Origin of the sequence: Pelomonas aquatica, from assembly GCF_026712205.1 — a bacterium.
Lineage (GTDB): Bacteria > Pseudomonadota > Gammaproteobacteria > Burkholderiales > Burkholderiaceae_C > Pelomonas > Pelomonas aquatica.
In genome coordinates this window covers 144,654-170,061 of the sequence record NZ_JAPPUW010000014.1, presented here as the reverse complement: position 1 = coordinate 170,061, position 25,408 = coordinate 144,654, and the positions used below count along the sequence as shown (strand labels likewise).

Annotated in this window: 16 protein-coding genes; 5 read left to right on the top strand and 11 right to left on the bottom strand. The window is 71.0% G+C overall.

Features of this window, described 5'->3' with window-relative positions; all coding sequences use genetic code 11:
- Positions 1–114: 114 nt before the first annotated feature.
- The 4 genes from NYP07_RS16220 to NYP07_RS16205 all read right to left on the bottom strand — a co-directional run bounded on the left by NYP07_RS16220 (position 115) and on the right by NYP07_RS16205 (position 6,035).
- Positions 115–858, bottom strand: coding sequence for an ABC transporter ATP-binding protein (locus tag NYP07_RS16220; RefSeq protein ID WP_268152234.1), 744 nt, complete (start codon positions 856–858; stop codon positions 115–117).
- 13 nt (positions 859–871) lie between these two features.
- On the bottom strand, positions 872–2,071 hold the full coding sequence (locus tag NYP07_RS16215) for a substrate-binding domain-containing protein (protein ID WP_268152232.1): 1,200 nt from the start codon (positions 2,069–2,071) through the stop codon (positions 872–874).
- Positions 2,072–2,231: 160 nt separating this feature from the next.
- Positions 2,232–3,746, bottom strand: a complete 1,515-nt coding sequence (locus tag NYP07_RS16210) for a sigma-54 interaction domain-containing protein (RefSeq protein ID WP_268152230.1) — start codon at positions 3,744–3,746, stop codon at positions 2,232–2,234.
- Positions 3,747–3,809: 63 nt separating this feature from the next.
- Positions 3,810–6,035: a TonB-dependent receptor gene (locus NYP07_RS16205; protein WP_268152228.1), complete on the bottom strand. Its 2,226-nt coding sequence runs from the start codon at positions 6,033–6,035 to the stop codon at positions 3,810–3,812.
- Between the two features lie 265 nt (positions 6,036–6,300).
- Here NYP07_RS16205 and NYP07_RS16200 point away from each other — a divergent pair, with 265 nt between their 5' ends.
- Entirely contained in the window at positions 6,301–7,233 is a 933-nt protein-coding gene (locus NYP07_RS16200) for an MBL fold metallo-hydrolase (RefSeq protein ID WP_268152226.1), read from the top strand.
- A 42-nt stretch (positions 7,234–7,275) separates the two neighbouring features.
- Here the strand turns inward: NYP07_RS16200 and NYP07_RS16195 are convergent, their stop codons facing one another.
- Entirely contained in the window at positions 7,276–11,391 is a 4,116-nt protein-coding gene (locus tag NYP07_RS16195) for a hypothetical protein (RefSeq protein ID WP_268152224.1), read from the bottom strand.
- A 127-nt stretch (positions 11,392–11,518) separates the two neighbouring features.
- Positions 11,519–13,147 (bottom strand): peptide chain release factor 3, encoded by a 1,629-nt coding sequence (locus NYP07_RS16190; protein WP_268152222.1) that lies wholly within the window; start codon positions 13,145–13,147, stop codon positions 11,519–11,521.
- 208 nt (positions 13,148–13,355) lie between these two features.
- On the opposite strand from NYP07_RS16190, the gene NYP07_RS16185 reads away from it, so the two are divergent.
- Positions 13,356–13,997, top strand: coding sequence for a hypothetical protein (locus NYP07_RS16185; RefSeq protein WP_268152220.1), 642 nt, complete (start codon positions 13,356–13,358; stop codon positions 13,995–13,997).
- Positions 13,998–14,064: 67 nt separating this feature from the next.
- Here the strand turns inward: NYP07_RS16185 and NYP07_RS16180 are convergent, their stop codons facing one another.
- Both NYP07_RS16180 and NYP07_RS16175 read right to left on the bottom strand, forming a co-directional pair.
- Positions 14,065–14,670: a type 1 glutamine amidotransferase family protein gene (locus NYP07_RS16180; RefSeq protein ID WP_268152218.1), complete on the bottom strand. Its 606-nt coding sequence runs from the start codon at positions 14,668–14,670 to the stop codon at positions 14,065–14,067.
- A gap of 108 nt (positions 14,671–14,778) precedes the next feature.
- Entirely contained in the window at positions 14,779–15,273 is a 495-nt protein-coding gene (locus NYP07_RS16175) for a Dps family protein (RefSeq protein ID WP_268152216.1), read from the bottom strand.
- Between the two features lie 170 nt (positions 15,274–15,443).
- On the opposite strand from NYP07_RS16175, the gene NYP07_RS16170 reads away from it, so the two are divergent.
- Positions 15,444–17,261, top strand: coding sequence for a methyl-accepting chemotaxis protein (locus tag NYP07_RS16170; RefSeq protein WP_268152214.1), 1,818 nt, complete (start codon positions 15,444–15,446; stop codon positions 17,259–17,261).
- A 78-nt stretch (positions 17,262–17,339) separates the two neighbouring features.
- Here NYP07_RS16170 and katG read toward each other — a convergent pair whose 3' ends face one another.
- From katG to NYP07_RS16155, 3 genes are all read right to left on the bottom strand, one after another.
- The gene (gene katG, locus NYP07_RS16165; RefSeq protein WP_268152212.1) at positions 17,340–19,502 is read right to left on the bottom strand and encodes a catalase/peroxidase HPI; all 2,163 of its coding nucleotides are present in this window, start codon (positions 19,500–19,502) and stop codon (positions 17,340–17,342) included.
- Positions 19,503–19,595: 93 nt separating this feature from the next.
- Positions 19,596–22,385, bottom strand: coding sequence for a hypothetical protein (locus tag NYP07_RS16160; protein WP_268152210.1), 2,790 nt, complete (start codon positions 22,383–22,385; stop codon positions 19,596–19,598).
- Between the two features lie 92 nt (positions 22,386–22,477).
- The gene (locus tag NYP07_RS16155) at positions 22,478–23,398 is read right to left on the bottom strand and encodes a hydrogen peroxide-inducible genes activator (RefSeq protein ID WP_268152208.1); all 921 of its coding nucleotides are present in this window, start codon (positions 23,396–23,398) and stop codon (positions 22,478–22,480) included.
- 202 nt (positions 23,399–23,600) lie between these two features.
- Here NYP07_RS16155 and panB point away from each other — a divergent pair, with 202 nt between their 5' ends.
- Entirely contained in the window at positions 23,601–24,413 is an 813-nt protein-coding gene (gene panB, locus NYP07_RS16150; RefSeq protein ID WP_268152206.1) for a 3-methyl-2-oxobutanoate hydroxymethyltransferase, read from the top strand.
- 60 nt (positions 24,414–24,473) lie between these two features.
- Entirely contained in the window at positions 24,474–25,325 is an 852-nt protein-coding gene (panC, locus tag NYP07_RS16145; RefSeq protein WP_268152204.1) for a pantoate--beta-alanine ligase, read from the top strand.
- The last annotated feature ends 83 nt before the right edge of the window (positions 25,326–25,408 follow it).

Below are 25,408 nucleotides of genomic sequence, written 5' to 3'. Positions count from 1 at the left end.
GGCCTGGTTGCGCGTGCTCTGGCGCGCCTGGACCGATCGCAAGACTTACGACGCCAGCCTTCATCTGTCCGCCCTCAAAGCCACTTCTTCTGGCGGGGGTTGACACTGGATGTCTCATGCGGCAACCCCGAGGTAGGCCTCTTGCACGATGGGCGAGGCGATCACCGTGGCCGGGTCGCCGTCGGCCACCAGCCTGCCCTGGTGCAGCACGATGATGCGGTCGGCCAGCTCGCGGACGACGTCCATCTTGTGCTCCACCAGCAGCAGCGTGTGCTTCTTCTCGGCCTTCAACGCGCGGATCAGGTCCAGCACGACCGGCACCTCGTCCACGCTCATGCCGGCGGTCGGCTCGTCGAAAAGATAGACCTTGGGGTCGAGCGCGATCAGCATCGCGACCTCCAGCTTGCGCTGGTCGCCATGCGGCAGGCTGGCGGCGAGATCGCTGCTGCGCGGGTCGAGCCGCACGCGTTTCAGGATGGCCTCGGCCTCGGCTATGAGCTCGCGGTGGGACAGCCAGACCGACAGCATCGCCAAGCCCTTGCCTTGCCGCGCCTGGACGGCCAGACGCACGTTCTCCAGCACGGTCAGGTGGGCGAACAGCTGCGTCAGCTGGAAGGCCCGGCCCAGGCCGCGGCGCGTGCGCGCCGGGGCGGGCTGGCCGGTCAGGTTCTCGCCGTCCAGCCAGACCTCGCCGCTCGTCGCCGGCAGCTGGCCCGAGATCAGGTTGAAGTAGGTCGTCTTGCCCGCGCCGTTGGGGCCGACGATGGCCGTCAGCGTGCCGGGCTGGAAGGCGCAGCTCACGCCGTCGACGGCGACGTGTCCGCCAAAGCGGATCGTCAGGTTCTTGGTTTCGAGCACGGGCCGTCCGCGCTCAACGCTTGTTGCGGATGGGCACGTTCACCTCTTCGGGCTTGATCTCCCGGACCAGCTCCGGCACGCCCCAGGGGAAGGCCGGGTCCACCTTGATCCTGAAGTGGTACATGGACTGCATGGCCTGATGGTCTTCGGCGCGGAAGGTCATCTTGCCCTTGGGCGTCTCGAAGCTCATGCCCTCCATGGTCTTGATGAGCTTGCTGGTGGCCGTGTCGCCGCCGGTCTTCTTCAACGCCTCGACCAGGGCGATGGCCGCGCTCATGCCGCCGGCCGTGAAGAAGTCGGGCGGGGCCTTGAACTGCTTGTAGTGGTTGGCCACCAGCCATTCGTTGACCGGGTTCTTCGGGATGCCGAAGTAGTAGTAGGTCGCGCCTTCCATGCCGGGGAACTGCTTGTAGGCGGCCATGGCCGGCAGGATGTTGCCGCCCGAGCCGACGGCGATGCCGTAGCGCTTCTGCAGGTCCAGTGCGGCCAGCGCCGGGAAGGGCGTGGTGGCACCCGCCCACACGACGGCGATGACCTTGGGGCCGGGCTTGTCCTTCAGCGCGTCGACGAGGCGCTGGATGCCCGCGGTGAAGTCGGTCGTCTGCGTCGGCAGGTATTCCTCGTGGACGATCCTGGCCTTCTTCAGCGCCTCCTTGTAGGCCTTCACGGCATCGCGGCCGAAGGCGTAGTCCTGGGCCAGCACGCCAATGTTCAGGCCGGCGATGTCCGAGGCCACCGCGTTGCCGATGGCGTCCTGCGACGAGTTGCGGCCGGTGCGGAAGATGTATTTGTTCCACTTGTCGCCGGTGATTGAGTCGGCCACAGCGGGCTCGACGAGCAGGATCTTCTTGTACTCCTCGGCCACCGGCAGCATGGCCAGAGCCACGCCCGAGGACGTGGGGCCGACAACGATGTCGGCCTTGTCGTCGCCATAGGCCGCGGCCAGCAGGCTCTTGCCCACGTCGGGCTTGCCCTGGTCGTCCTTCTCGATGACGACGAGCTTCCTGCCGGCCACGCTCATCGTGCCGCCGGTGGCGTAGTCCAGGCCCATCATGAAGCCGGTCTGCGTCTGCTTGCCATAGGCCTCCAGCGGGCCGGTCTTGCTGTAGACGTGGGCGATGCGGATTTCGTTGCCGGCGGCCAGGGTCAGGCTGGGCAGGGCGAGCGACAGCGTGGCGGCGGCGAGGGCAAAGCGGCGCGTGAGGATGCGCATGGGGCTTGTCTCCTGGAGTTCGTCAGGTCTGCTCTGTCGGCAGACGGTGTCTTCCCTTTTTGCAAGGGCCGTGCCCGGCGGGGAAGGGTCGCCGAGGCGGGTTTTCATCCGGGTTCTCCCGCGGTTTTGGGTTCGGCGGGACGGTTTGAGTGTCTGAAATTCAGGCGCTGTTTGAAACCTGGACTTCCAGGCCTGGCCACCGCGCCAGCCGCTCGTACAACGATGCCCGCGAAATCTGCAGCAGCCGCGCAGCAGCCATGCGGTTGCCGCCGGTGGCCTGCAGCGCGCGGGCGATCGCCTCGCGCTCCAGCGCCTCTATCAGCTCGGGCAGCGGCGCGACGGCCTGGGCGGTCGTCACGGCGGCGGCCTGCGCAGCGGGCGCCTCGACCGGAGCGGGCGCCGCGACGAGTCCGTGGCCACCTTGGAAATGCTGCGCCGTCAGCTGCATGTCGTCGCTCATCAGGCTGACCTGCTCCAGCGTGTTGCGCAGCTCGCGGATATTGCCCGGCCAGGCCTGCTGCATCAGCCATTCGATGGCGTCGGGGCTCAACAGCTTCTGAGGCATGCCGCTGCGGCGGGCGATGTCTTCGCCCAGCGCCTCGGCCAGCGCCTCGATGTCGTCCAGCCGCTCGCGCAGCGCCGGCACGCGGATGGGCAGCACGTTGAGGCGGTAGTAGAGGTCGGCGCGGAACTGGCCGGCGGCGACCATGGCGGCGAGGTCGCGGCTGGTGGCCGCGATCACGCGCACGTCCACGCGCATCACCGTGTTGCTGCCCAGCGGCTCCACCTCCTGCTCCTGCAGCACGCGCAGCAGCTTCGCTTGAAGCGCCAGCGGCATGTCGCCGATCTCGTCGAGGAAGAGCGTGCCGCCATCGGCCAGCTTGAACTTGCCGTCGCGGCCCTTGCGGTCCGCGCCGGTGTAGGCGCCGGGCGAGACGCCGAAGAACTCGGCTTCCAGCAGCGTCTCCGGCACGGCAGCGATGTTCACGCCCACCAGCGGGCGGTGCGCGCGGCGTGAGGCCGAGTGGATGGCGTGGGCCATCAGCTCCTTGCCGGTGCCGGTCTCGCCCAGCAGCAGCACGGTCGAGTCGGTCTGCGCGACGCGGCGTGCCTGGCGCTTCACTTCGAGCGCGGCGGGGCTGGCGCCGATGAAGCTCGCGATCGTGTACTTGGGCCGGCGTTTTGCTGAAACTTCGGCGGCGAGCTGGCGCCGCGTGTCCTCCAGCTCCTGCTGCAGCCGCCCGAACTTCTGGATCAGCGGCTGCATCGTCGTCTCGGGGTGGTCCAGCAGCACCAGGCCGAGCGCGCCGATGACCTCGCCCGCGTCGTTCCTCAGCGGCAGCCGGCTGACGAGGAAGGTGCCGGCCCGGTTGGTCAGCAGGTCCACGAGGACGGGCTTGCCGGTCTCCAGCACCTGCAGCATCTGCGTGTTGGGCACCACGTCCTCGACCGGGCGGCCGACGAACTCCTGCTCGTCGGCAAAGCCGAGCGCCGGCAGGAAGCGCTTGTAGCCGTCGCTGATCCAGACCACGCGGTGATGGCGGTCGATGACCATCATCCCTTCCGTCGACCGGGCCAGCACGTCGAACATCGACTGCGCGGCCAGGCGCAGCAGGCCGTCGACATCCTGGGGGATGTCGGCGACGGCGCTTGTCTGGTTTTTGGACAGGGGCATGGCCGGCGCAATGTACCGCGCCAGGCTCCCTGCCGGACCAGGTTTCAGGACATGGACGGGCACTTAGAACTTGTAGGTGCCGCCGACCGTGAAGCTGCGCGGCGGGCCGTAGAAGGCGTCCAGCACGCCGAGGGCCGCGATGTCGTAGCCGTCGGTCTTGTAGGCCCTGTTGGTCAGGTTGCTGCCCTGCAGGAAGAAGCTCAGCCTGCGATCCTTTTCCCAGATCAGGCCGGCATTCACGAGCGCGTAGGAATCCTGGGCCAGCGCCTCGTTGTGCTGGCCGGGGTTGTCCGGCGGCAGCATGGTCGGATACACCTTGCTGCGGTAGCTCAGGCCCAGGCGTGTGCGCAGCGTGCCCACGGGCATCGGGCTGATGTGCTCCACATTGAGGCCGGCCTGGAACTTGGGCGTGTTGGTGAACTTCATCACGCTGGCGATGTTCACGTCCTGGCCGCCCTTGCGGTCGATGTACTCGTCGTACTTGGCATCGGTGCCGGCGATATGGCCGCTGAGGCGCCATGCCGTGCTGGGCATCCACAGGACTTCCAGCTCCGCGCCGTTGACCGTCGCCTTGCCCGCGTTCAGCATGTCTCCGAAGAAGCCGGACGCACCGCTCGGGAGCTTGTAGCTGGTGAACACCGACAGCTGCACGTTCTTGTAGTTGTTGTGGAACAGCGCCGCATTCAATTCGAGGCGGCCCTGGTCCAGCACGGTCTTGGCGCCGAACTCCAGCGAGTCCAGCTTCTCGTCCAGGAAGGGCTGGTCCGATCTGGGGAAGACCGCCGTGTTGGCGCGGATGTTGTAGCCGCCGCTCTTGAAGCCGCGCGAGGCCGTGGTGTAGAGCTGGACCTCCTTGCTGAGCTTGTACTCCAGCGACAGCCGCGGCGAGGTGTTGCTGACGGAGAGCGTCTTGTCGAAGTTGGCCAGCGTGGCGATCGGCGCGCCGCTGAACGTGGCGTTCGCGAAGGCCTGGTTCAGCACGACGGCATGCTTGTCCTCCTGCGTGTAGCGCAGGCCGGTGCTGACGCTGAATTGCGGCGTCAGGCGCCAGCTCCAGTCGCCGAATGCCGCCTTGCCCTTGGTGTAGACGGTGCCATTGGTCGTGCCGAACGAGCGGTTGAAGAAGTTGTTGCTCACCGTACCGCCCGCGCGGCCATCGAAGGCGTAGACACCGATGACGCCGGAACTGGCCTGCCCCTCGAAGATGGCCTGCAGCTCATGGCTGTTCGAGCTGTCGTGGTACTCGGCGCGCACGTCGGCGATCTTGTTGGGCAGGCCGTCGAAGTCGATGGCCGTGCTGGTGTCCGACGCGCGGTGGGCGCCGATGTACTTCAGGCTCCAGGCCTCGCCGACGCCCCAGTTCAGCGTCAGCGACTCGCCCTTGCTGTTGGTCGAGTTGGCGTTGGGCATGCCCGCCGCGATGTCGTAGCGGCTGTCGCCGGGCGGCGTCTGGGCCGGGTCGAACCGGTTGACCGCCAGGCGCTGGAAGCCGCGCATATGCGAGGCGTCCTGCGTGCGGTCCACCGACAGTTGGGCGCTGAAGGTGGAGCCGGTCGGGAACCAGCCGGCCGAGAAGCGGCCGCTGGTCGTGTCCTGGTCGCTGACCGGGCTGCCGTCGGTCAGATTCCTGCCGTAGCCGTCGCGATTCAGGCTGGCGCCGGCCACGCGCAGGCGCAGCTGGCCATCGGCCACCGCCGTGCCCACGGCGCCCTTGGCCGTGACCTGGCCGTAGTTGCCCATCGCCAGCGTCACCTGCCCTTCAGTCTGCGTCGGCAGCGGCTTGGAGACGTATTTCACGGCGCCGCCCACGGTGTTCTTGCCGTACAGCGTGCCCTGCGGGCCGCGCAGCACCTCCACGCGCTGCACGTCGTAGACGTCCAGCAGCGCGCCCTGCGGGCGGGCGATGTAGACGTCGTCGAAATAGATGCCCACGCCCGGGTCCACGCCCCACAGCGGGTCGGCCTGGCCGACGCCGCGGATGAAGGTCGTGATCGTCGTGTTGCTGCCGCGCGCGGCGTAGATGGTCAGGTTGGGCACCTGGCCCTGCAGGTCGCCAAGATCCCTGATCGCGAGCCGCTCCAGCTGCTCGGCCGTCAGCGCCGTGACGGCCACCGGCACGTCCTGCAGCGACTCCTCGCGCTTGCGCGCCGTGACCTTGACGACCTCCAGCGTCGCCACCTGGGGCTCGGCGGCGGCCGGCGCGGTCTGCGCGGCCGCGGGCAGGGGCGCGCCGAGCGCGGCGAGGATGGCGAAGTGCAGACGCGAGCGCGCCGGATGGCGTCGGGGCATGGCTTGTCTCCTGGTGGTCTATGTCGTTTCGAATGCCAGGCGCCCAGGCGCAAAAGCCATGCCCGCGCCAGACCGGGGCGGATCAAGTGAAAACCCTTGCGCGCTTACCCGTGGTTTTGCTGCCTGCAAGGCCGGCACTGTCCGCAGATCAGTCATTCCGATCGGCGCGCGCTGTCCAGCCGGCAGACAGCAGCCCTGCGTGCTGCAGGGGCGCGGCGGCGTCGCTATGCTGCGCCGCTGCCCGCCATCCTTCCGGAAACCCACCATGCCCAAGCGCCTGCTTCCCGCCGCCCTCACCCTGGCCCTCTGCGCCACCACCGCCCTCGCCGCCGGCCCCCAGCTCAAGGGCCAGGCGCCCGGCTGGTACCGGCTGCAGCTCGGCGATTTCGAGATCACCGCGCTGTCCGACGGCAGCATCGACCTGCCGGTCGACGAGCTGCTGCAGCAGCCCAGGCCGCTCACGCGGAAGGCCCTGCAGCGCGCCTACCTGGGCCTGCCGCTGGAGACCTCGGTCAATGCCTATCTGGTCAACACCGGCGCCCGGCTCGTCCTCGTCGACACCGGCGCGGCCGGCCTGTTCGGCCCCACCGCCGGCCGCATGCTGGCCAACCTCAAGGCCTCGGGCTACACGCCCGAGCAGGTCGACGAGATCGTCGTCACCCATATGCACGGCGACCACATCGGCGGCGCGGCGGCGGCCCTGTTCCCGAACGCGACGCTGCGCCTGGACAGGCGCGACAGCGACTTCTGGCTGAAGCCCGAGCAGGTCGCCAAGGGCGGCGACGAGGGCAAGGCCGTCGCCGCCATCGTCAAGGGCTTTGCCGACGCGGGCCGCTTCAAGCCCTTCGACGGCAGCAGGAGCGGCGTCGACATCGTGCCCGGCGTGAAGGCCTACCCCGCCTACGGCCACACGCCCGGCCACAGCAACTACGTCGCCGAGAGCCAGGGCCGGAAGATCATGTTCTGGGGCGACCTGATGCACGTCGCCGCCGTGCAATTCCCCGATCCGTCGGTGACCGTGCAGTTCGACTCCGACCCCAAGGCCGCCCGCCCCGCGCGCGAGGCCGCCTACGCCGCCGCGGCCAGGGAGGGCTACTACGTCGCCGTGACCCACGTCAGCTTCCCCGGCATCGGCCAGCTGCGCGCCAACGGCAAGGGTTATGACTGGCTGCCGGTCAACTACTCGACGAATCGTTGATCGCCGCCCGGCGACCCTCGCGCACCGGGCGCGCGAGGATCGTCAGCTTCCTTCGCCCGGCGGCGTGTCTTCGACGACGGTCTCGGCGAGCTTCGCCGCCCTGCCCGGCCAGGCCTCGCCCGCGCTGAAGCAGGCCCAGGCCCAGCCCACCCAGCGCAGCAGCGAGGCCGCCAGCCACAGCGCCCAGGCCAGCATGGCCGCGCGGTAGAGCCACAGCGGCGCGCTGAAGCACCAGGCGCCGGCCGTGTGCTCCGCAAAGCGGTCGCTGGTCCAGTTCAGCAGATGGCTGTTCGAGCCCGGCCCGGCGACGAGCAGGTCCGGGTAGCCCAGCAGGCCGGTGCGCAGCACGTCCAGCAGCGCGCCGATGGCGAACAGCGTCCACAGCACCAGGCCCAGCTGCACGACGCTGCGCAGGGCGCGCGTGCCGTGGCCGGCCCAGCGCCGCCGCGCCTCCAGCCCGGCGAACCAGCCGGCCAGCACGGCCAGGGCGGACAGCGACACCGGCGCCACGCCCAGCACCAGCAGCACCCAGGCCGGCCGGCCCATCAGGCCCCTGAGCCCTTCCAGGCCGCGCGGCGCGAACCAGGCCAGCGCCAGCGCGATGACGAGGGCGCCCCAGATCAGCACGGCCGGCCCGATCAGCGGGCCGCCGACGGCCAGCACGATGCGGTCCGCGGGCACGTTCAGCGTCAGCTGGTCGTTGACGCCGCCCAGGCCCAGCGCCAGGCCCGCATGCCGCCACCAGGCGCCCATGCCCGCCGGCTCGCGCCAGCGGATCTCGGCCGTCTGCGCGCCGGGCGTCAGCGCACCGTCGCGCAGCTGCAGGGCCAGCGGCTCGCCATTGAGCTTCACGCCCAGCAGCTCGGCGCCGGCCGGCAGCTTCAGCGTGTGCGGGCCGCCGAGGCTGGCGCGCAGCTTCAGCCCTAGCGCCACGTCGCTGCTGCGTTCGCCGGGCGTCACCGTCGTCTGCGCACCGTCCAACGTCAGCGTCTGGCCGCCGACGCCGGCCGGCTTCCTGACGCTCAGCTTCAGCGTCTCGCCGGGCCAGGGCCGCCACTCGGGCAGCCACTCGCCGTCCTGCTGCAGGGCCGTCGCGGCCAAGCCGCCGGCCTCGGCATGCCATTGCGTCGACGCGGCCAGCGTCCATTGCTCGACCTGGTGGGGCTCGCGGCCGGCCCGCAGCGTCAGCGCCTCGCCGGGCTGCAGGCTGCTGGCCACGTCGGCCTCGTCCTCGGCGCCCAGCTGCAGGCTGGCCACGCCGCCGTCCACCGTCACGCGGGCGTCGCTCACGGCCTCGCCGGGCAGCAGGGCCCAGCGCACGCGCAGCGGCGCGCGGCTGGGCGCGATGCGCTCGACGTGAGTCTGCACCTGCCAGCGCAGGCTTAAGGACAGGCGGCGCTGCACGCGCACCAGCGGCGGCAGCGCGTCGCGCTGGGTGCCGGCGTCCTCGGTGCGTCCAATGCCGCCGGCCGCCACGGCCTCGCGGCTCAGCGAGATCGCGCCGCTGGCCTGGCCGCGCGGGTCCAGGCCGGCCAGCGTCCAGCCCTTCAGCTCGGACTGCAGCTCGCGCGGCGGCAGCGGCAGCGCGATGTCCAGGCCGCTGGCATTGCCGACGTCGGCGGCCAGCACGAGCTGGTGCACGCCGGCCGGCACGGCCAGCCAGAGGCGCCCCTGGTCGTCGCGGCGCGTCGCGGCCGGCTGGCCGTCCAGCAGCAGGCTGGCCGGCTGCCAGCCCTTGCCCTGGCCGGGCAGGGGCACGGCCACCAGGGCCTGGGCATGGATTTCGGCGCGCAGCTGCACGGCCGGGCCTTGCGCGCTAACGAGCAGGCGCGCCAGCTCGGCGCAGCGCGGCAGGCAGCCCGGCGGCGTCGCGAGCTTGGCGCGCAGGGCCTGCAGCTGGTCGTCGCTGGGCCAGGCCGCGCCACCGTCCTCGGCCTTGGCGGCGGCGGCCGGCGCGGCCGCGTCGGCGGGTGCGGGCGCGAGGCTCAGCGCGGCCAGCAGCGCCACGGCGACGCCGGCGCCACCGCGAGGTCTACGGAGCACGAGAGGCAGCCGCCAGCCCGCCATGGCGGCCAGCGCCAGCACGAGCAGGGCCAGCCCGATCAGCTTCGTCAGCGTCGTCGCCCAGGGCGGCAGCAGCCAGAGGTTCAGCGTCTGCTCGGGCGTCACGGGCCCGCTCCAGCTCAGCGCGTGGCTGCGCCACTGCCAGGTCGGCAGGCCGGGGCCGGTCTGCACGCGGGCCGTCGGGTCCACATGGGCCATCTCGCTGCTTGACGATAGGGAGAGCTCGCGCGGCGGTATGAAGGCGGGAGCCGGCGCGCTCTTGCGCTGCAGCCCGTCGCGCAGGCGCTCGCCGGCAATGCGCTTCTCTTGGAGGACCACCGCGGCAGGGGCGGCGGCGGGTTCCTCGGCCATGGCCATGCCCTCATGCTCCAGGCTCGGGTAGATGGACTGCCGCACCTCCTGCACCGCGAACGGCAGCAGCACGAGGCCGATCAGCACGGCCAGCGCGAGCCGGCCGCGCGCGAAGCCGGCCTGCATATGCCCCGCCGGCAGCGCGCGCGCCAGCGCCGTCAGCGCGAGCAGGCCGAACCACAGCGCGGCCGGCGGGCTGCCGGGCGTGTGCCAGGTCAGCGCCAGCGCGACGCCGAGCAGCAGGCCGACGCGCCAGCCCAGCAGCCGGTAGGCGGCCAGCGCGGCCAGCAGCACGAAGAAGAAGTCCCACAGCGTCCACATCGACACCCAGGCGCCGTCGGCGCGGCTGGGGCCCTGGGCGTAGAGCAGCCGCCAGCCGGGCGGCAGCTGCAGCGTCGCCTGGAGCTGGTTCACGCCGACGCTCCAGCCGCTGGCCGGCAGCGCACCGTCGCGCGGCCAGCGGCTGTCGGCATCGAAGCTGGCCGCGAGCGAGCGCACCTCGATGCCCTCCGGCCCCTGCGGGTCAAGGCGGGTGATGGGCTGGTCGTCGCCCATGATGGAGGCCCGGCCGAGCTGCCCGGGCGCGGCCATCGTCAGCCGCGAGCTGGCCGACAGCTGTCCGCTGAACTGGTCGTTCGCGGTCAGGCCGCCGCCGTCGAAGTCCAGCCACAGCCGGCGCCGCAGCTGCAGGCTGTCCGGCGCCGGCTTGGCGTTGCCGCGCTGCAGCTCGGTCAGCTTCAGCGTCTCGCCGGGCTTCACGCGAAAGGCCGGCAGCGCGCGCCAGGCCTCGGGCATCTCGACCTGGCGCGGGTCCACGGCCGCCGGGCCTTCGGGCCGGATCAGGCGCAGCGCCGGCTCGGCCTTGACGACCCAGACTTCCTCGCCGCCGCCCCCCTCCGGCAGCTTGAGCGCCTGCAGCGGCGAACTCAGCCTGGCCTGCAGCTCGACATGCCAGGCGCCGGGGCGGGCCTGCACGACGAGGCGGCCGTCCTCGGCCAGGCGCGCGGGCAGGGGGCTGTCCAGCTGCATCGCGACGAAGCCCGGCAGCAGCGCGCGCGGCAGCTCCACCGCGCGGGCGCGGCCGGCCACGCGCAGCTCAAAGGCGGTGGTCACGCGCAGCGGCAGGTCGTCGTCGACGAGGCGGGCGGTCTTCAGGTCCAGGCTGTCGCTGGCCTCGGCGGGGCTGGCGACGGCGCGCAGCCACAGCCGCCCCTCGGCATCGGGCACGCGCCCCTGTGTGGCGCCGTCGCTGCTGACGACGATGGCACCCAGGCCCGCCGGCACGGCCAGGTTCTGCGGCATCTCGCGGGCACCCCAGGCGATGCGGCCCTCGACGACATGGGCGCCCGGCGGCAGCCAGACGGCCGGGTGGCCGTCGTTCTCGGCCACGGCCAGGGCCTTGCCGGCGGCCTTCACGTCCTGCGGCCAGGCGCCGGCCTCGCCCGGCAGGGCCACGCGCGCGGGCGCGCCGAAGACCTGCACTTCGAGCCTGAAGCCGGCGTCGCGCGGGCCGACGTCGAGCTGCAGCCGGCCCGGCCACACGCAGACGGCCGGCACGGCCGCGTCATGCGGTGCCGGGCAGCCCAGCGGCGGCTGGCCCTGCAGCGCCCAGGGCAGCCAGTCGCGCGCGGCGGCGGGCAGCTCGGCGGGGAGCAGCGGCGCGGCCGGGGCTGCCAGTGCGGCCAGCAGCAGGCCGGCGATGCAGCGGGCGCCCAGGCGGCGGATCAGGTTCTTGGCGAACATCGGCGCTCTCCCTGTTGGGAGGCCGATGGTCGCAGACTCGGGCAGCCCCGGGCATCGGTGCTGCTGCGGGTCCGGCGGATCCGGGATCAAGACTTGACCCGCGCGCCGCGTCCGCTCGAACAGGTGCTTATCCGTCCAGCCTTTGCTGGAACACCAGGCCGGCGTGCTCGCGCAGCGCGTGGAACTTGATCCTGGGCCAGTTGGCCTCGATGGCACGCAGCTCGGGCGCGTATTCGACGAGCACGGTCGGCGCGTCGACCGCGTCGTAGGCCATGCGGTGGTCGTTGGCGTCGATGAAGCGCTTGAGCTCGGCCGCGTCGTCGCAGGTGACCCAGCGCGCCACCTGGAAGCGGCTCGGCATGATGCGGGCCTTGCAGCCGTACTCGTGCTCCAGCCGGTGGGCCACGACCTCGAACTGCAGCTGGCCGACGGCGCCCAGCAGCAGCACGCTGCCGGCGATGGGGCGGAACACCTGGATGGCGCCCTCCTCGCCGAGCTGCTGCAGGCCGGCCTTGAGCTGCTTGGTCTTCAGCGGGTCGGCCACTTCCACCGAGCGGAACATTTCCGGCGCGAAGAAGGGCAGGCCGGTGTACTGCAGGGCCTCGCCTTCGGTGATGGTGTCGCCCAGCTGCAGCACGCCGTGGTTGGGGATGCCGATGATGTCGCCGGCGAAGGCCTCGTCCAGCAGCTCGCGGCGCTGGCTCAGGAAGCTGACGACCGTGTTGGGCCGCAGCTCCTTGCCCGAGCGCACGACCTTGAGCCGCATGCCGCGCTCGAAATGGCCCGAGGCCACGCGCAGGAAGGCGATGCGGTCGCGGTGGGCCGGGTCCATATTGGCCTGGATCTTGAACACCACGCCGCTGAACTTGGGCTCCTCGGGCTGCACGGTGCGCTGCATGGCCTGGCGCGCGTCCGGCGCGGGGGCCAGCTCGACGAGGGCGTCCAGCACCTCCTGCACGCCGAAGTTGTTGACGGCCGAGCCGAAGAACATCGGCGTCTGCCGGCCGACGAGGAACTGCTCGGGGTCGAAGGCCGGCGCGGCCGCGGAGACCAGCTCGATCTCGCCCTTGGCGTTGTCGTACTGCATGCCGAAGCGCTCGGCATAGGCCGGGTTGTCCAGGCCTTCCAGCACCTCCTCGGTGCCGGCCACGCGGTCCTCGCCGGGCGAGAACACGCGCATGCGCTGCTGGCGCAGGTCCATCACGCCGTGGAACTGCTTGCCCATGCCGACCGGCCACGTGAACGGCACGACCGTCATGCCGAGCTCGCGCTCGATCTCGTCCATCAGCGCCAGCGGCTCCTGCACCTCGCGGTCCATCTTGTTGACGAAGGTCAGGATGGGCGTGTTGCGCGCGCGGCAGACCTGCAGCAGGCGGCGCGTCTGCGGCTCCACGCCGTTGGCCGCGTCGATGACCATCAGCGCCGCGTCGACGGCGGTCAGCACGCGGTAGGTGTCTTCCGAAAAGTCCTGGTGGCCCGGGGTGTCCAGCAGGTTGATGACGCAGTCGCGGTACTCCATCTGCATGACCGACGAGGCCACCGAGATGCCGCGCTGCTTCTCGATCTCCATCCAGTCCGACGTCGCATGCCGCGAGGCCTTGCGCGCCTTCACCGAGCCGGCGATCTGGATCGCGCCGGAGAACAGCAGCAGCTTCTCCGTCAGCGTGGTCTTGCCCGCGTCGGGGTGGCTGATGATGGCGAAGGTGCGGCGGCGGCGGACTTCCGTCTCGATGCGGCTGGCGGTGGGTTCGGACATGCTGGGGGTGGCGGGCGCTGGTGCCCGCGGACAGGCAAACGCATGATTATCGAGGGCTCGACTGCTTTCTCCGTGCGGGGCTCGGTGTTGCGCTTCAGTGCCTGCCAGCCCCCCGCACCCGAGGGGGCGCGGCATCCGCGCTACGCACAGTGACGGTGATTTCGTTTGAAATGCGCGCCTTGCCGTTGAATCCTAAGCTCACTGTCTCATGACGCACCTGAACAAATTCGTCCTTGCCATCGCGACTGCCGCCATGGCGCAATTGGCTCATGCTGCCCCCATCGCGCTGACCAACGCGGGCTTCGAGGCCAACTGGACGAGCGTGGCTTTCGCCGGCTCCGACGGCCACGTGACCTTCAACTACGCGCCGACCGGCCCGAACGTGGGCTGGTCGTTCGGCGCCGGCACGGGCGTGGCCGGCGCCTACGATCTTCTGGCGGCATTCGAAGGCTCGCGCTTTGCGCTGCTGCAGGGTGCCAGCAATCCCATGAGCCAGACCTTCTCGCTGGCCGGCGCGATGGATGTGAACCTGAGCTTCGAGTTGGCGCTGCGCCCACGCTATGCCCCCGGCCAGGTGGTTCGCGTCAGCGTCGATGGCCAGACCGTCGGCGAAGCGACCGCTGCAACGGGCTGGCATCTCCATGCCCTGGACCTGGGCCTGCTGTCCAGCGGCACGCATGAATTGGCCTTCCAGGGGCTGTCTGGCTCTGTCGGTGACACGACCGCGTTCCTGGACGACGTGCGGCTGGATGGCCAGGCCTCGCGGGCGTTGCCCGAGCCGGCCGGCCTGCCGATGACGCTGCTCGCTGCGGGCGTGGGCCTGGTGGCCTGGCGTCGCCGCGCTCGCTGAGTTCGAGCACCCGCTTCGCCGCGCGGACCACAGGGCTTGAGCCTGATCGCCGCGGGGCGATCAGCCCCTAGTCAGTCGGCAGGAAAGGCTTGACTACGCCGAGCAGCCGCTCGACATAGCCGTCCTTCTCGCCCACCGGCGCTACATAGTGCAGCGCGCCGCGTGCCGCCTCCAGGCCGGCGCCGCGAGCCATGACCCAGGCGGCCAGGTATTGCGAGGCCAGGCAGCCGCCGGCCGTCGCGATGGGGCCGCGGGCGTGGAAGGGCTCTTCCAGCACGCGCACGCCGGCCTCCACCACCCAGGGCTTGGTCGTCGAATCGGTGCAGGCGGGCATGTCGGCCAGCAGGCCCAGGCGGGCCATCAGCAGCGTGCCCGAGCATTGGCCGCCGATCAGCTGGCGCACCGGGTCGAGGCGCAGCCGGTCCAGCAGCGCGCCGTCCGCGGCGATGGCGCGGCTGTGGATTCCGCTGCCGAACAGCACGACGTCGGCCTCGTTGGCGAACTCCAGCGGCTGCTGGGCCTGCACGGTCACGCCGTTCATCGACCTGACCTGGGCGGCCGGGCTGGTGATCTCGGCCTTCCAGCCCAGCGCGTGCAGCCGGTTGATGAGGCCGAGCGCGACGAAGCTGTCGAGCTCGTTGAAGCCGTCGAAGGTCAGGATGGCGACCTTCATCCGACTGCTGCCCTTATTCCGCCAGGATGCCGCGCAGCATCCACGCCGTCTGTTGGCTGCGCCGCCAAGCCGCTGGCGCTGCGCGCCGGTCCGCTTCGCGTCCCATGGCTACTCCTCCAGCAAGCTCCGGAGCATCCATGCGGCTTGTTCGTGCACGGTCAGGCGCTGCGTCAGCAGGTCGGCGCTGGGCTCGTCGCCGGCCTTGTCGACCAGCGGGAACAGCGAGCGGGCCGTGCGCGCGACGGCCTCGTGGCCCAGCATCAGCAGCTCGACCATCTTCATCGCCTTGGGCGGCGCGGCGGGCGCGTCGGGCAGGCCGCTGAGCTTGGCGAACTGGGCATAGCTGCCGGGCGCCGCGTGGCCCAGCGAGCGGATGCGCTCGGCGATGGGGTCGACCGCGTTCCACAGCTCGGTGTACTGGGCCATGAACATCGCGTGCAGGCTGTTGAACATCGGCCCGGTCACGTTCCAGTGGAAGTTGTGCGTCGTCAGGTAGAGGGTGTAGGTCTCGGCCAGCAGCTTGGACAGGCCGGCGGCTATTGAACCGCGATCCTTCTCGCTGATGCCGATGCCGAGCGTGGGGGCGGCGGATTTCTTGGCCATGGGGCACTCCAGAACAGGACCGCGCGAGCCTAACGGATTCGCGGCGCCATCGCATCCCGCCGCGTTTGCGGTGGGCCTTGTGGACGCTGCCGCCGGCCGTCGCTAGAGTGGGCGCGGGGAGTGTTTGGCGATGGCGCCGCGATGCCCGGCTGCCCTGCACAGGAGAGGCCATGCTTGCAATGTTCAAGTCCCTGCGTGCCCAACTGGTGGCACTGGCGGTGTTGTCCATGTTCCTGGGCCTGCTGGCCCTGGCCGTGGCGAACTACCTGACCGCGCGCGGCCAGGTGCTCGACGACCTGCAGAAGAACACGCTGGGCCTGGCCCAGGCCCAGGCCCAGGCGATCTCGGATTGGGCGGCGTCCAAGGCGGCCGTCGTCAAGTCGACGACGCCGGTGGCCGCCGTGCCGGAGGCCGATGCGCAGAAGTTCCTCGTGCAGGCGCACGACTCGGGCGGCTTCGACAACAGCTATGTCGCGTTCGAAGACAAGCGCATCCTGTTCAACGCGCCGCAGAACCTGCCGCCGGGCTATGACCCGACCGGCCGGCCCTGGTATCTGCTGGCCGCGGGCGCCGGCGGCCCGGTGCTGACCTCGCCCTACAAGGACGCGGCGACGCAGCGCATGGTCGTGACCTTCGCCGTCGCGGTGAAGGAGGGCGGCAGTACCAAGGCCGTGGCGGCGGGCGACGTGTTCCTGGACAACGTCGTCAACATCGTCAAGTCCATCAAGCCGACGCCGAGCAGCTTCGCCTTCCTGACCGACAAGGACGGCAACTTCATCGCCCACCCCGACCTGAAGCGCGGCGGCACGCCGGCCAGGGACGTCGTGGCCGGCCTGACGCCGGAGCGGCTGCACCAGCTGGCCGCGGGCGCCAGGCTGGAGCCGGCCGACATCGACGGCGTGGCCCACGAGCTGCTGGCCACCGAGGTCAAGGGCACGGACTGGGTGCTGGTCATCGCGCTGAACAAGTCCGAGGCGCTGGCCAGCCTGCGCAGCCTGGCGGTCAGCTCGCTGCTGGCGGCGGCGGTCGTGCTGGTGCTGGCGGGCCTGGTCATCGGCGGCCTGGTGGCGCAGCGGCTGCGCCGCCTGGCCCAGCTCGACGAGGTGATGCGGGACATCGCCTCCGGCGACGGCGACCTGACGCGCCGCGTCAGCGCGGCCGGCGAGGACGAGCTGGCCGCGATTGCGCGCAGCTTCAACACCTTCGTCGAGAAATTGAGCGGCGTGCTGCGCGAGATCCGCGACAGCAGCGAGTCGGTGCGCACGGCCTCGCAGGAGATCGCGATCGGCAACCAGGACCTGTCGGCCCGCACCGAGCAGACGGCCAGCAGCCTGGAGCAGACCTCCAGCTCGGCCGAGCAGCTGACCGACACGGTCAAGCTCAACGCCGAGCGCGCGGCCCAGGCCAACCAGCTGGTGTCGGCCGCGTCGTCGGTGGCGCAGCGCGGCGGCGATGTCGTGTCGCGCGTCGTCAGCACGATGCAGGACATCAGCGCCAGCTCCAGCCGCATCGCCGACATCATCGGCGTCATCGACGGCATCGCCTTCCAGACCAACATCCTCGCGCTGAACGCGGCCGTGGAGGCGGCGCGCGCGGGCGAGCAGGGGCGCGGCTTCGCGGTGGTGGCCTCGGAGGTGCGCTCGCTGGCCCAGCGCTCGGCCGATGCGGCCAAGGAGATCAAGACGCTGATCTCGGCCTCGGTGGAGCGCGTGGAGAGCGGCTCGCGCCTCGTGCACGAGGCCGGCGAGACGATGACCGAGATCGTCGGCTCGGTCGGCCAGGTGACCGGCATCATGCAGGAGATCGCCGCGGCCAGCAGCGAACAGAGCGGCAGCATCGCCGAGGTCAGCACGGCCGTCGGCCATCTGGATCAGCTCACGCAGCAGAACGCGGCGCTGGTGGAGGAATCGGCCGCCGCAGCCGAGGCGCTCAAGCAGCAGGCCGAGCGCCTCGCGGCGGCCGTCGGCGCATTCCGGCTGGCCGGCTGAACCGGGCATTTCGGGCGTCCCCTCGGGGGACCGGCCGGCCACGCCCGCGTTCAGCGATGCGGGGCTGGCCGAGGGGCTTCACCGAATGTCGAAGCGGTCGAGGTCCATGACCTTGGCCCAGGCGGCGGCGAAGTCGGTGACGAACTTCGCCTTCGCATCGGCACTGGCATAGACCTCGGCATAGGCACGCAGCACCGAGTGGGAGCCGAACACGAGGTCGGCCCGCGTGCCGGTGTACTTCAGCGCGCCGCTGCTTCGGTCACGGCCCTCGAAGACCTCGGCCTCGGCGTCCACGGCCTTCCACGTCGTGCCCATGTCGAGCAGGTGGACGAAGAAGTCGTTGCTCAGCGTGCCGGGCCTGTCGGTGAAGACGCCGTGCGCGCTGCCGTCGGCATTGGCGCCCAGCACGCGCAGGCCGCCGACCAGCACGGTCAGCTCCGGCGCGGTCAGCGTGAGCTGCTGGGCGCGGTCGATCAGCAGGGCCTCGGTCGGCGCGCCGATGCGGCCGGCGCGGTAGTTGCGAAAGCCGTCCGCCTTGGGCTCCAGCACGGCAAAGGACTCGACATCGGTCTGGTCCTGGCGCGCATCGACGCGGCCCGGCGTGAAGGGCACGCTGACGCTGACGCCCGCGGCCTGGGCCGCCTGTTCGACGCCGACGCCGCCGGCCAGCACGATGAGGTCGGCCAGCGAGGCCTTGCCCGAGGCCTGCTGGATCTCGGCCAGCCGGGCCACGGCCTTGGCGACGGGCCGGTTGACGGCCCAGTCTTTCTGCGGCGCGAGGGCGATGCGCGCGCCGTTGGCGCCGCCGCGCTTGTCGCCGCCGCGGAAGGTCGACGCCGAGGCCCAGGCCACCGAGACGAGCTCGGCCACCGTCAGGCCCGAGGCGGCGATGCTGGCCTTCAGCGCGGCGATGTCGGCCGCGCCCGGGTTGTGCGTGGCGGCGGGCAGCGGGTCCTGCCAGAGCAGATCTTCCTTGGGCACCTCGGGGCCGAGGTAGCGGGCCTTGGGGCCCATGTCGCGGTGGGTCAGCTTGAACCAGGCGCGGGCGAAGGCATCGGCGAAGGCCTGCGGGTCCTCGTGGAAGCGCTTCGAAATCTTGCCGAACTCGGGGTCGAAGCGCAGCGTCAGGTCGGTCGTCAGCATCGTGGGCTTGTGGAACAGGCCCTTCACATGCGCGTCGGGGATGACGGCCTCGGCGTCCTTGGCCACCCACTGCTTGGCGCCGGCGGGCGAGGTCGTCAGCTCCCATTCGTACTTGAACAGGTTCTCGAAGAAGCCGTTGCTCCACAGCGCCGGGGTCTGGGTCCAGGTCACCTCGATGCCGCTGGAGATGGTGTCCTTGCCGTGGCCGCTGCCGAAGCTGCTGACCCAGCCCAGGCCCTGGGCCTCGATGCCGGCGCCCTCGGGCTCGGGGCCCTTGTGCGACTCGGGCGCGGCGCCGTGGGCCTTGCCGAAGGTGTGGCCGCCGGCGATCAGCGCGACGGTCTCCTCGTCGTCCATGGCCATGCGGCCGAAGGTGGCGCGGATGTCCTTGGCCGCGGCCAGGTAGTCGCCGCTGGCATTGGGGCCCTCGGGGTTCACGTAGATCAGGCCCATATGGGTGGCGGCGAGGTTGTCGTCCAGCTCGCGGTCGCCATGGAAGCGCTGGTCCGTGGCCAGCCATGTCGTCTCGGCGCCCCAGTTCACGTCCTGGTCGGGTTCCCACACGTCCTCGCGGCCGCCGGCGAAGCCGAAGGTGCGGAAACCCATGGACTCCAGCGCGACGTTGCCGGCCAGGATGAAGAGGTCGGCCCAGGAAATCTTCTGGCCGTACTTCTGCTTGATGGGCCACAGCAGGCGGCGGCTCTTGTCGATGTTGACGTTGTCGGGCCAGGAGTTCAGCGGCGCGAAGCGCTGCTGGCCGCGCCCGCCGCCGCCGCGGCCGTCCACGGTGCGGTAGGTGCCGGCCGCATGCCAGGCCATGCGCACCATCTGCGGGCCGTAGTGGCCGAAGTCGGCCGGCCACCAGTCCTGGCTGGCGGTCATCAATTTGACGAGGTCGGCCTTGAGGGCGCGGTAGTCCAGCGACTTGAAGGCCGCGGCGTAGTCGAAGCCCTCGCCCAGCGGGTTGGACTTGGCGGCGTGCTGGTTCAGCAGGTCCACGCGCAGCTGCTTGGGCCACCAGTCCCGGTTCGTCGTGCCGCCGCCGGCGGCGTGGTGGAAGGGGCACTGGCCTTCGCTCTTCGGGGTGGGGTGGTTCATGTCGGCTCCGGGGCTTGCCAAGGGAACCCAGAGCTTAGAGACGATGCCCCGGCCGTGGTGTGAATTCGAGCGAAGGCGGCGATAGCCAAAATCTCATGGCGCGATGCGATAGAGCGTATGGCTGCCGCCGGACGAGGTGACGGTGGCGCTCATGCCGTCGGCCGACAGCTGCACCGTGCCCGACCAGCTCGTGTTGGCCGACGTGCCAATGTCGAAGAAGCCCGCGCAGCCATTGGTGTCGTAGAGCTTGCCCGAGACCAGCAGCGTGCCGCTGGCCTTGTCGAAGCTGTAGCTGGCGTACTCACCGCCGGGCGGCCCGCAGTGGCTGGCCTCGGTGTCGCCCAGCGGGTCGATCATGACCACCTTGCCGGTGGGCAGGAACAGGAAGTGCTGGGTGTTGAACTCGGTCGCTGAACCCAGCGCCCACAGGCCGGTGAGGCCGGTGGTGTCGTTGCCGAGGCGGGTGAAGGTGTTGCCGCCGCTGATCGCGAGCTGCGTCGCGGTGATGGTGAGCGTCTCGCTGGCCTGCTGGGCCGCGCTGCGTCTCAGGTTGCCCCAGGCGCCCAGGGAGTTGCTTTCCACCAGCGCGCGGAAGGTCTTGCTGTTGGCATCGAAGTCCAGCGTGCCGAGCTCATGCCCGGTTTGCCCGCCATTGACGGCCGGGCCGGCACTGCCGAGCAGGTAGCGACCCTGATCGCCCACGCGCAGCACGCCGACGCCGACGCCGTCCTGCTGGGTCCACACGCCCTTGGCCGTCGTCAGCGCCGCCTGGCTGGCCGCGGACAGGTCGGCCCAGCGCGTCGTCGGGCCGATGACCGGCATGCCCGGCAGGGCCGCGAGCACCGCGTTGGCGGCCTCGAGGTTCAGGCGCAGCAGGTTGCTGCTCCTGCCGGCCGGGGCCTGGAAGCCGTAATGGACCTTGCCGCCGCGCTCGACGAAGACGCGGCTGTAGCCGGCCTGCTGCATCAGCGCCGGCAGGCCGGTGAAGCTCATCACGCGGGCATCGCCCAGCGTCTGGATGCTGTAGCTGCCGCTGCCCAGCGGGCTGCAGTTGCGGGCGCTGGCATTGCTGGCGCGGCTCAGGCAGCTGTAGTAGGTGGTCGCCTGGCTGCCGGCGCCGGCGAAGGCGACGCGCAGGCGCAGCTCGGTGCTGTACCAGTTGCCGGTGCCGGCCGGCGGCGTCGCAGCGCCGCGCAGCACGCCCAGGCTCGCGGTGGACGTGCTCCAGGACTCGTTCGGGTCCAGGCTGGCGTCGCTGCCGCTGGTCGCCTTCGCGAACACGCAGGGCTTGCCGGGGTTGCCGGCGATCAGCGCGTCCAGCGTCGTGAACGGCGCGGCCGTGGCCGCCGTCGCCGCGGCGCAGGCCACGCCGGGGGTGGCGCGCGCATCGCCGCCGGCGGCGACGTCGGCGCCGAAGCCCACGACGACGGCGCCGTCCTGCACGTCGTAGGCGATGGCGGTCTCGGTGACGGTGTTGGTCTGGTAGAAGAGCTTGGCGCCGGCCGGGAAGCTCGCGCCGCCGAAGCTGGCCGGATCGCCGGGCCCCCAGTTCGCATAGGCCATGCCGCCGGCACCGCCGGGGTAGCTGCGGATCTTGTTCGTGAACACGCCGGCCAGCCCCAAGCCGGCGAGGTCGACGGCGCTGCGCAGCGTGCGGCCCTTCTCCAGGCCGTCGCAGTAGTTGTAGGTGGCGCGGCCCTGGGCGTCGCGCACCGTCGCCGTGCTGCGGTCGCTTAAGCGGCAGGCCACCCAGGCGCTGCCGTTCCAGTGCAGGTCGCCGCGGCGCGCATAGCTGCCGCCGTTGGCCCAGGCCTGCGTCGTGCCGGCGCTGCTGTAGCCGCTGCCCTGGCTGAGCATATGGACCGACGCATAGCGGATCAGGCCGTTGGCATCGGGCGTGTTGTCGGCCGCGCTGTTCTGCAGATGGCGCAGATACCAGTTGTTCGCGTCCGTGTAGCGCAGCGCCAGCAGCTGGCCCGTCGGGACGGCCGTCGTGGGCGAGGTGTCGGCCGGCAGCTTGGCCGCACCGATGGCGGTCTTGGCCTCGTCGGCCGTCACGCCGGCCTGGGCGACGACGGCCTTGGCGGCGTCCGCCAGCGCCGTCGTCAGCGCCGCGCCGGTGGTGCCGGCGACGCTGCTCTCCGCCGCCTTGCCGGCGATGGTGGCCAGGGCGCCGATGACGGCGGTGGTGACCTGCCGGGCCACGTCGGCCGTCGAGGCGGTGGCGCCGCTGAGGTCGGCCTGGCCGGCCACCGCCTTCAGCGCGTCGGCCTGGGCCAGCGTCGTCGCCTGCACGAGGCGGGCGACGAGGGCGGCCTGCCTGCTGCCGGCATCGCTGGCGGCCGTGAAGTCGGCCAGCGGCGACACGGCCAGGCCGGCCTGGGCCTGCACCAGGGCCGTGGCCTCGGCGACGCTGGCGCCGCTGGCGTCCACATGGCCCTGCACCAGCGTCGTCAGCGGGCTGACGAAGACGCTGTGCGCCGTCGTCGTGCCGGTGGCCGGCGACTGCAGCTTGAACTCCACGCCGACGGCGGCGCCCGTGTCGGCGTCAACTGCCGATTTCGGCACCTGCACGACGATGCGGTGCTTGCCCACGTCGGCCGGCGCGACGGCCAGGCTGAAGGCGCCGTCGGCGCCGGTCGCGGCCGACGTCGGCTCGCCGGGATCGCAGGCGCCGTTGTCGTTCAGGTCATAGCAGGCCGTCGCGCCGGACAGCGGGCCGTCGACGGCCTTGCCGGTGATGGTGACTGCGGTGGGTACCGGCGGAGGCGGCGCAGGTGAATAGCTGGAGCCGCCGCCGCAGCCACCCAGCAGGGCGGCGCTGGCCAGCAGCGTGGAGGCGGCGACGGGCGCCGGGCAGCGGCGCAGCGGAGGCAGGTTCATGATGGCGTCCCGGTAGTACCGCTCTGGGTGGCGGCGAGGGCTGCATGCTCGGCCGCCCTCCGGGGCGCGTCATCACCAGTTTTGGCGAGCCCTCATGAAAGCCGCGTGACCCCGCCCAGCTCGCAGGCATAGATCGCATTGCGCAGCGCCGCGATGGCCTCGTAGCGCGTGAAGCTGCGCCGCCAGGCGAGCACGACGCGGCGCGTCGGGATGGGCTCGCTGAAGGGCACGAAGCGCAGATGCGGCGTGGGGTCGCGCGGCACGCTCAGCGCCGGCACGACGGTCACGCCCATGCCCGAGGCGACCATGTGCTTGATGGTCTCCAGCGACGAGCCCTCGAAGCTGCGGCGTATGCCCTCGGCGTCGCTGGAGAAGCGCGCGAACTCGGGGCAGACCTCCAGCACATGGTCGCGGAAGCAGTGGCCCGTGCCGAGCAGCAGCATGGTTTCGCGCTTGAGCTCCTCGGCGCTGATCGCCTCGCGCGTGGCCAGCGGGTGGGCGGCCGGCAGCGCGACGACGAAGGGCTCGTCGTAGAGCTGGGCCGTGGCCAGGCCGGCATCGGGGAAGGGCTCGGCCATGATGGCGCAGTCCAGCTCGCCGGTGCGCAGCATCTCCAGCAGCTTGACCGTGAAGTTCTCCTGCAGCATCAGCGGCATCTGCGGGTAGAGCTCGATGGTGTGCCTGACCAGCTCGGGCAGCAGATAGGGCCCGATGGTGTAGATGATGCCCAGCCGCAGCGCGCCGGCCAGCGGGTCCTTGCCGCGCTTGGCGATCTCCTTGATGGCGCCGGCCTGCTCCAGCACCGACTGCGCCTGGCGCACGATCTCCTCGCCCAGCGGCGTCACGCTGACCTCGTTGCCGCCGCGCTCGAAGAGCTTCAGGTCCAATTCCTCCTCCAGCTTCTTGATCGCGACCGACAGCGTCGGCTGCGACACGAAGCAGGCCTCGGCCGCGCGGCCGAAATGGCGCTCGCGGGCAACGGCGACGATGTAGCGCAACTCGGTCAGGGTCATGGCGGTGGGGGGGGCTTCTCGGCGGGGACCCGAACGCTACACTGCGCCCGCCCTGGGTGGTGATTCAGGGTTTACGCGGAGACGCTGCAATGAAACTGCCCGTGCCATTTCAATTCGAGCGGGCCGAGCGCCGGGCCGCTCCCAAGCCGGCCCGCATCCCCCTGGGGGATCGGCCGACGTACTCGTCGGACGAGGGGCTGACATGACTACCGAACGCAAGCCGATGACGCTGCCGCGCCTGGCGCAGATGCATGCCAGCGGCGAGAAGATCGCGATGCTGACCTGCTACGACGCGGCCTTCGCGAGCCTGCTGGACGAAGCGGGCGTGGACATCCTGCTGATCGGCGACTCGCTGGGCAATGTGCTGCAGGGGCGCGGCTCCACGGCGCCGGTCAGCCTGGAGGACATGGTCTATCACACCTTCTGCGTGTCGCGGGGCCACAAATGGGCCTGGATCATTGCCGACCTGCCCTTCGACAGCTACCACGTGTCCAAGGAAGAAGCCTGGAAGAGCGCGGCGGCGCTGGTGAAGGCCGGCGCCCATATGGTCAAGCTCGAAGGCGGCGGCTGGACGGCCGAGACCGTGCGCTTCATCAGCGAGCGCGGCATCCCGGTCTGCTGCCACCTGGGCTTCACGCCGCAGACGGTGCACGCGCTCGGCGGCTTCAAGGTGCAGGGCCGCGACGAGGCCGGCGCGGCGCGCATCAAGCGCGAGTCGCAGGAACTGGTCGAGGCCGGCGCCGCCATGCTGCTCTACGAGATGGTGCCCGCCGCGCTGGCCGCCGAGATCACGGCCGCCTCGCCGGTGCCCGTCATCGGCATCGGCGCCGGCGTCGGCTGCTCCGGCCAGGTGCTGGTGCTGCATGACATGCTCAACATCACGCCGGGCAAGAAGCCCCGCTTCGTCAAGGACTTCATGGCCGGCAAGGACTCGGTGCTGGCGGCCGTGAAGGGCTATGTGGACGAGGTCAAGGCCGGGACCTTCCCGGTCAACGAGGTGCACGGTTTCCTTTGACATTGCGGGACAGACCGCAGCCGCGCAGCGGCAAGCTCTGTCCCCAACTGATTGAGACTTATGCAAGTCATCCACACCATCCCCGAACTGCGCGAGGCCCTCGCCGTCCACCGTCAGCGCGGCTTCGTGCCGACGATGGGCAATCTGCACGACGGCCACCTCGCGCTCGTGAAGCAGGCGCGCGAGCTGGTCGGCCCCACGGGCGCCGTCGTCGCGAGCATCTTCGTGAACCGGCTGCAGTTCGCGCCGCACGAGGACTTCGACACCTACCCGCGCACGCTGGAGCGCGACTGCGGGCTGCTGGAGGCCGCCGGCTGCGATGTCGTCTTCGCGCCCGGCGAGAAGGAGCTCTACCCCGAGCCCCAGAGCTACAAGGTGCTGCCGCCCACCGAACTGGCCGACATCCTCGAAGGCCATTTCCGCCCCGGCTTCTTCACCGGCGTCTGCACCGTCGTGCACAAGCTCTTCAACATCGTGCAGCCGACGCTGGCCGTGTTCGGCAAGAAGGACTACCAGCAGCTGATGGTGCTGCGCCGCATGACGGCGCAGATGGCCCTGCCCATCGCCATCCACGGCGGCGAGACGCGCCGCAGCGACGAGCCTGGCAATGAAGGCCTGGCCCTGTCCTCGCGCAACGGCTATCTGAGCGCAGCCGAGAAGGCCGAGGCGCTGCGCCTCTCGGCCACGCTGAAGGCGCTGATCGCCCGCTGGCAGGCCGGCGAGCGCGAGCTGGCCGCGCTGGAGGCCGATGCGATGCAGGCGCTGCGCGATGCGGGCTGGGCGCCGGACTATCTGACGCTGCGCCGCCAGCATGACCTGGGGCCGGCCGTCGACGGCCAGCCGCTGGTCGCGCTGGGCGCCGCGCGCCTGGGCCGCACGCGGCTGATCGACAACCTCGAAGTCGTCGGTTGACGCTGCTCGGCTCGATGCCGAAGGCCGGCGCGGTAAAGGCATGTAACGCGGGTCAACAGCGCGTCGCGGCCGGCGTTGAGCCG

Bases quoted from the DNA above. Each gene is read 5' to 3' on its own strand.
- panB (WP_268152206.1), top strand. From the start codon at position 23,601: ATGACTACCGAACGCAAGCCGATGACGCTGCCGCGCCTGGCGCAGATG.
- NYP07_RS16175 (WP_268152216.1), bottom strand. From the start codon at position 15,273: ATGGCCAAGAAATCCGCCGCCCCCACGCTCGGCATCGGCATCAGCGAG.
- NYP07_RS16205 (WP_268152228.1), bottom strand. From the start codon at position 6,035: ATGCCCCGACGCCATCCGGCGCGCTCGCGTCTGCACTTCGCCATCCTC.
- NYP07_RS16180 (WP_268152218.1), bottom strand. From the start codon at position 14,670: ATGAAGGTCGCCATCCTGACCTTCGACGGCTTCAACGAGCTCGACAGC.
- NYP07_RS16185 (WP_268152220.1), top strand. From the start codon at position 13,356: ATGACGCACCTGAACAAATTCGTCCTTGCCATCGCGACTGCCGCCATG.
- NYP07_RS16210 (WP_268152230.1), bottom strand. From the start codon at position 3,746: ATGCCCCTGTCCAAAAACCAGACAAGCGCCGTCGCCGACATCCCCCAG.
- NYP07_RS16160 (WP_268152210.1), bottom strand. From the start codon at position 22,385: ATGAACCTGCCTCCGCTGCGCCGCTGCCCGGCGCCCGTCGCCGCCTCC.
- katG (WP_268152212.1), bottom strand. From the start codon at position 19,502: ATGAACCACCCCACCCCGAAGAGCGAAGGCCAGTGCCCCTTCCACCAC.
- NYP07_RS16190 (WP_268152222.1), bottom strand. From the start codon at position 13,147: ATGTCCGAACCCACCGCCAGCCGCATCGAGACGGAAGTCCGCCGCCGC.
- NYP07_RS16215 (WP_268152232.1), bottom strand. From the start codon at position 2,071: ATGCGCATCCTCACGCGCCGCTTTGCCCTCGCCGCCGCCACGCTGTCG.
- NYP07_RS16200 (WP_268152226.1), top strand. From the start codon at position 6,301: ATGCCCAAGCGCCTGCTTCCCGCCGCCCTCACCCTGGCCCTCTGCGCC.
- NYP07_RS16195 (WP_268152224.1), bottom strand. From the start codon at position 11,391: ATGTTCGCCAAGAACCTGATCCGCCGCCTGGGCGCCCGCTGCATCGCC.
- panC (WP_268152204.1), top strand. From the start codon at position 24,474: ATGCAAGTCATCCACACCATCCCCGAACTGCGCGAGGCCCTCGCCGTC.
- NYP07_RS16170 (WP_268152214.1), top strand. From the start codon at position 15,444: ATGCTTGCAATGTTCAAGTCCCTGCGTGCCCAACTGGTGGCACTGGCG.
- NYP07_RS16155 (WP_268152208.1), bottom strand. From the start codon at position 23,398: ATGACCCTGACCGAGTTGCGCTACATCGTCGCCGTTGCCCGCGAGCGC.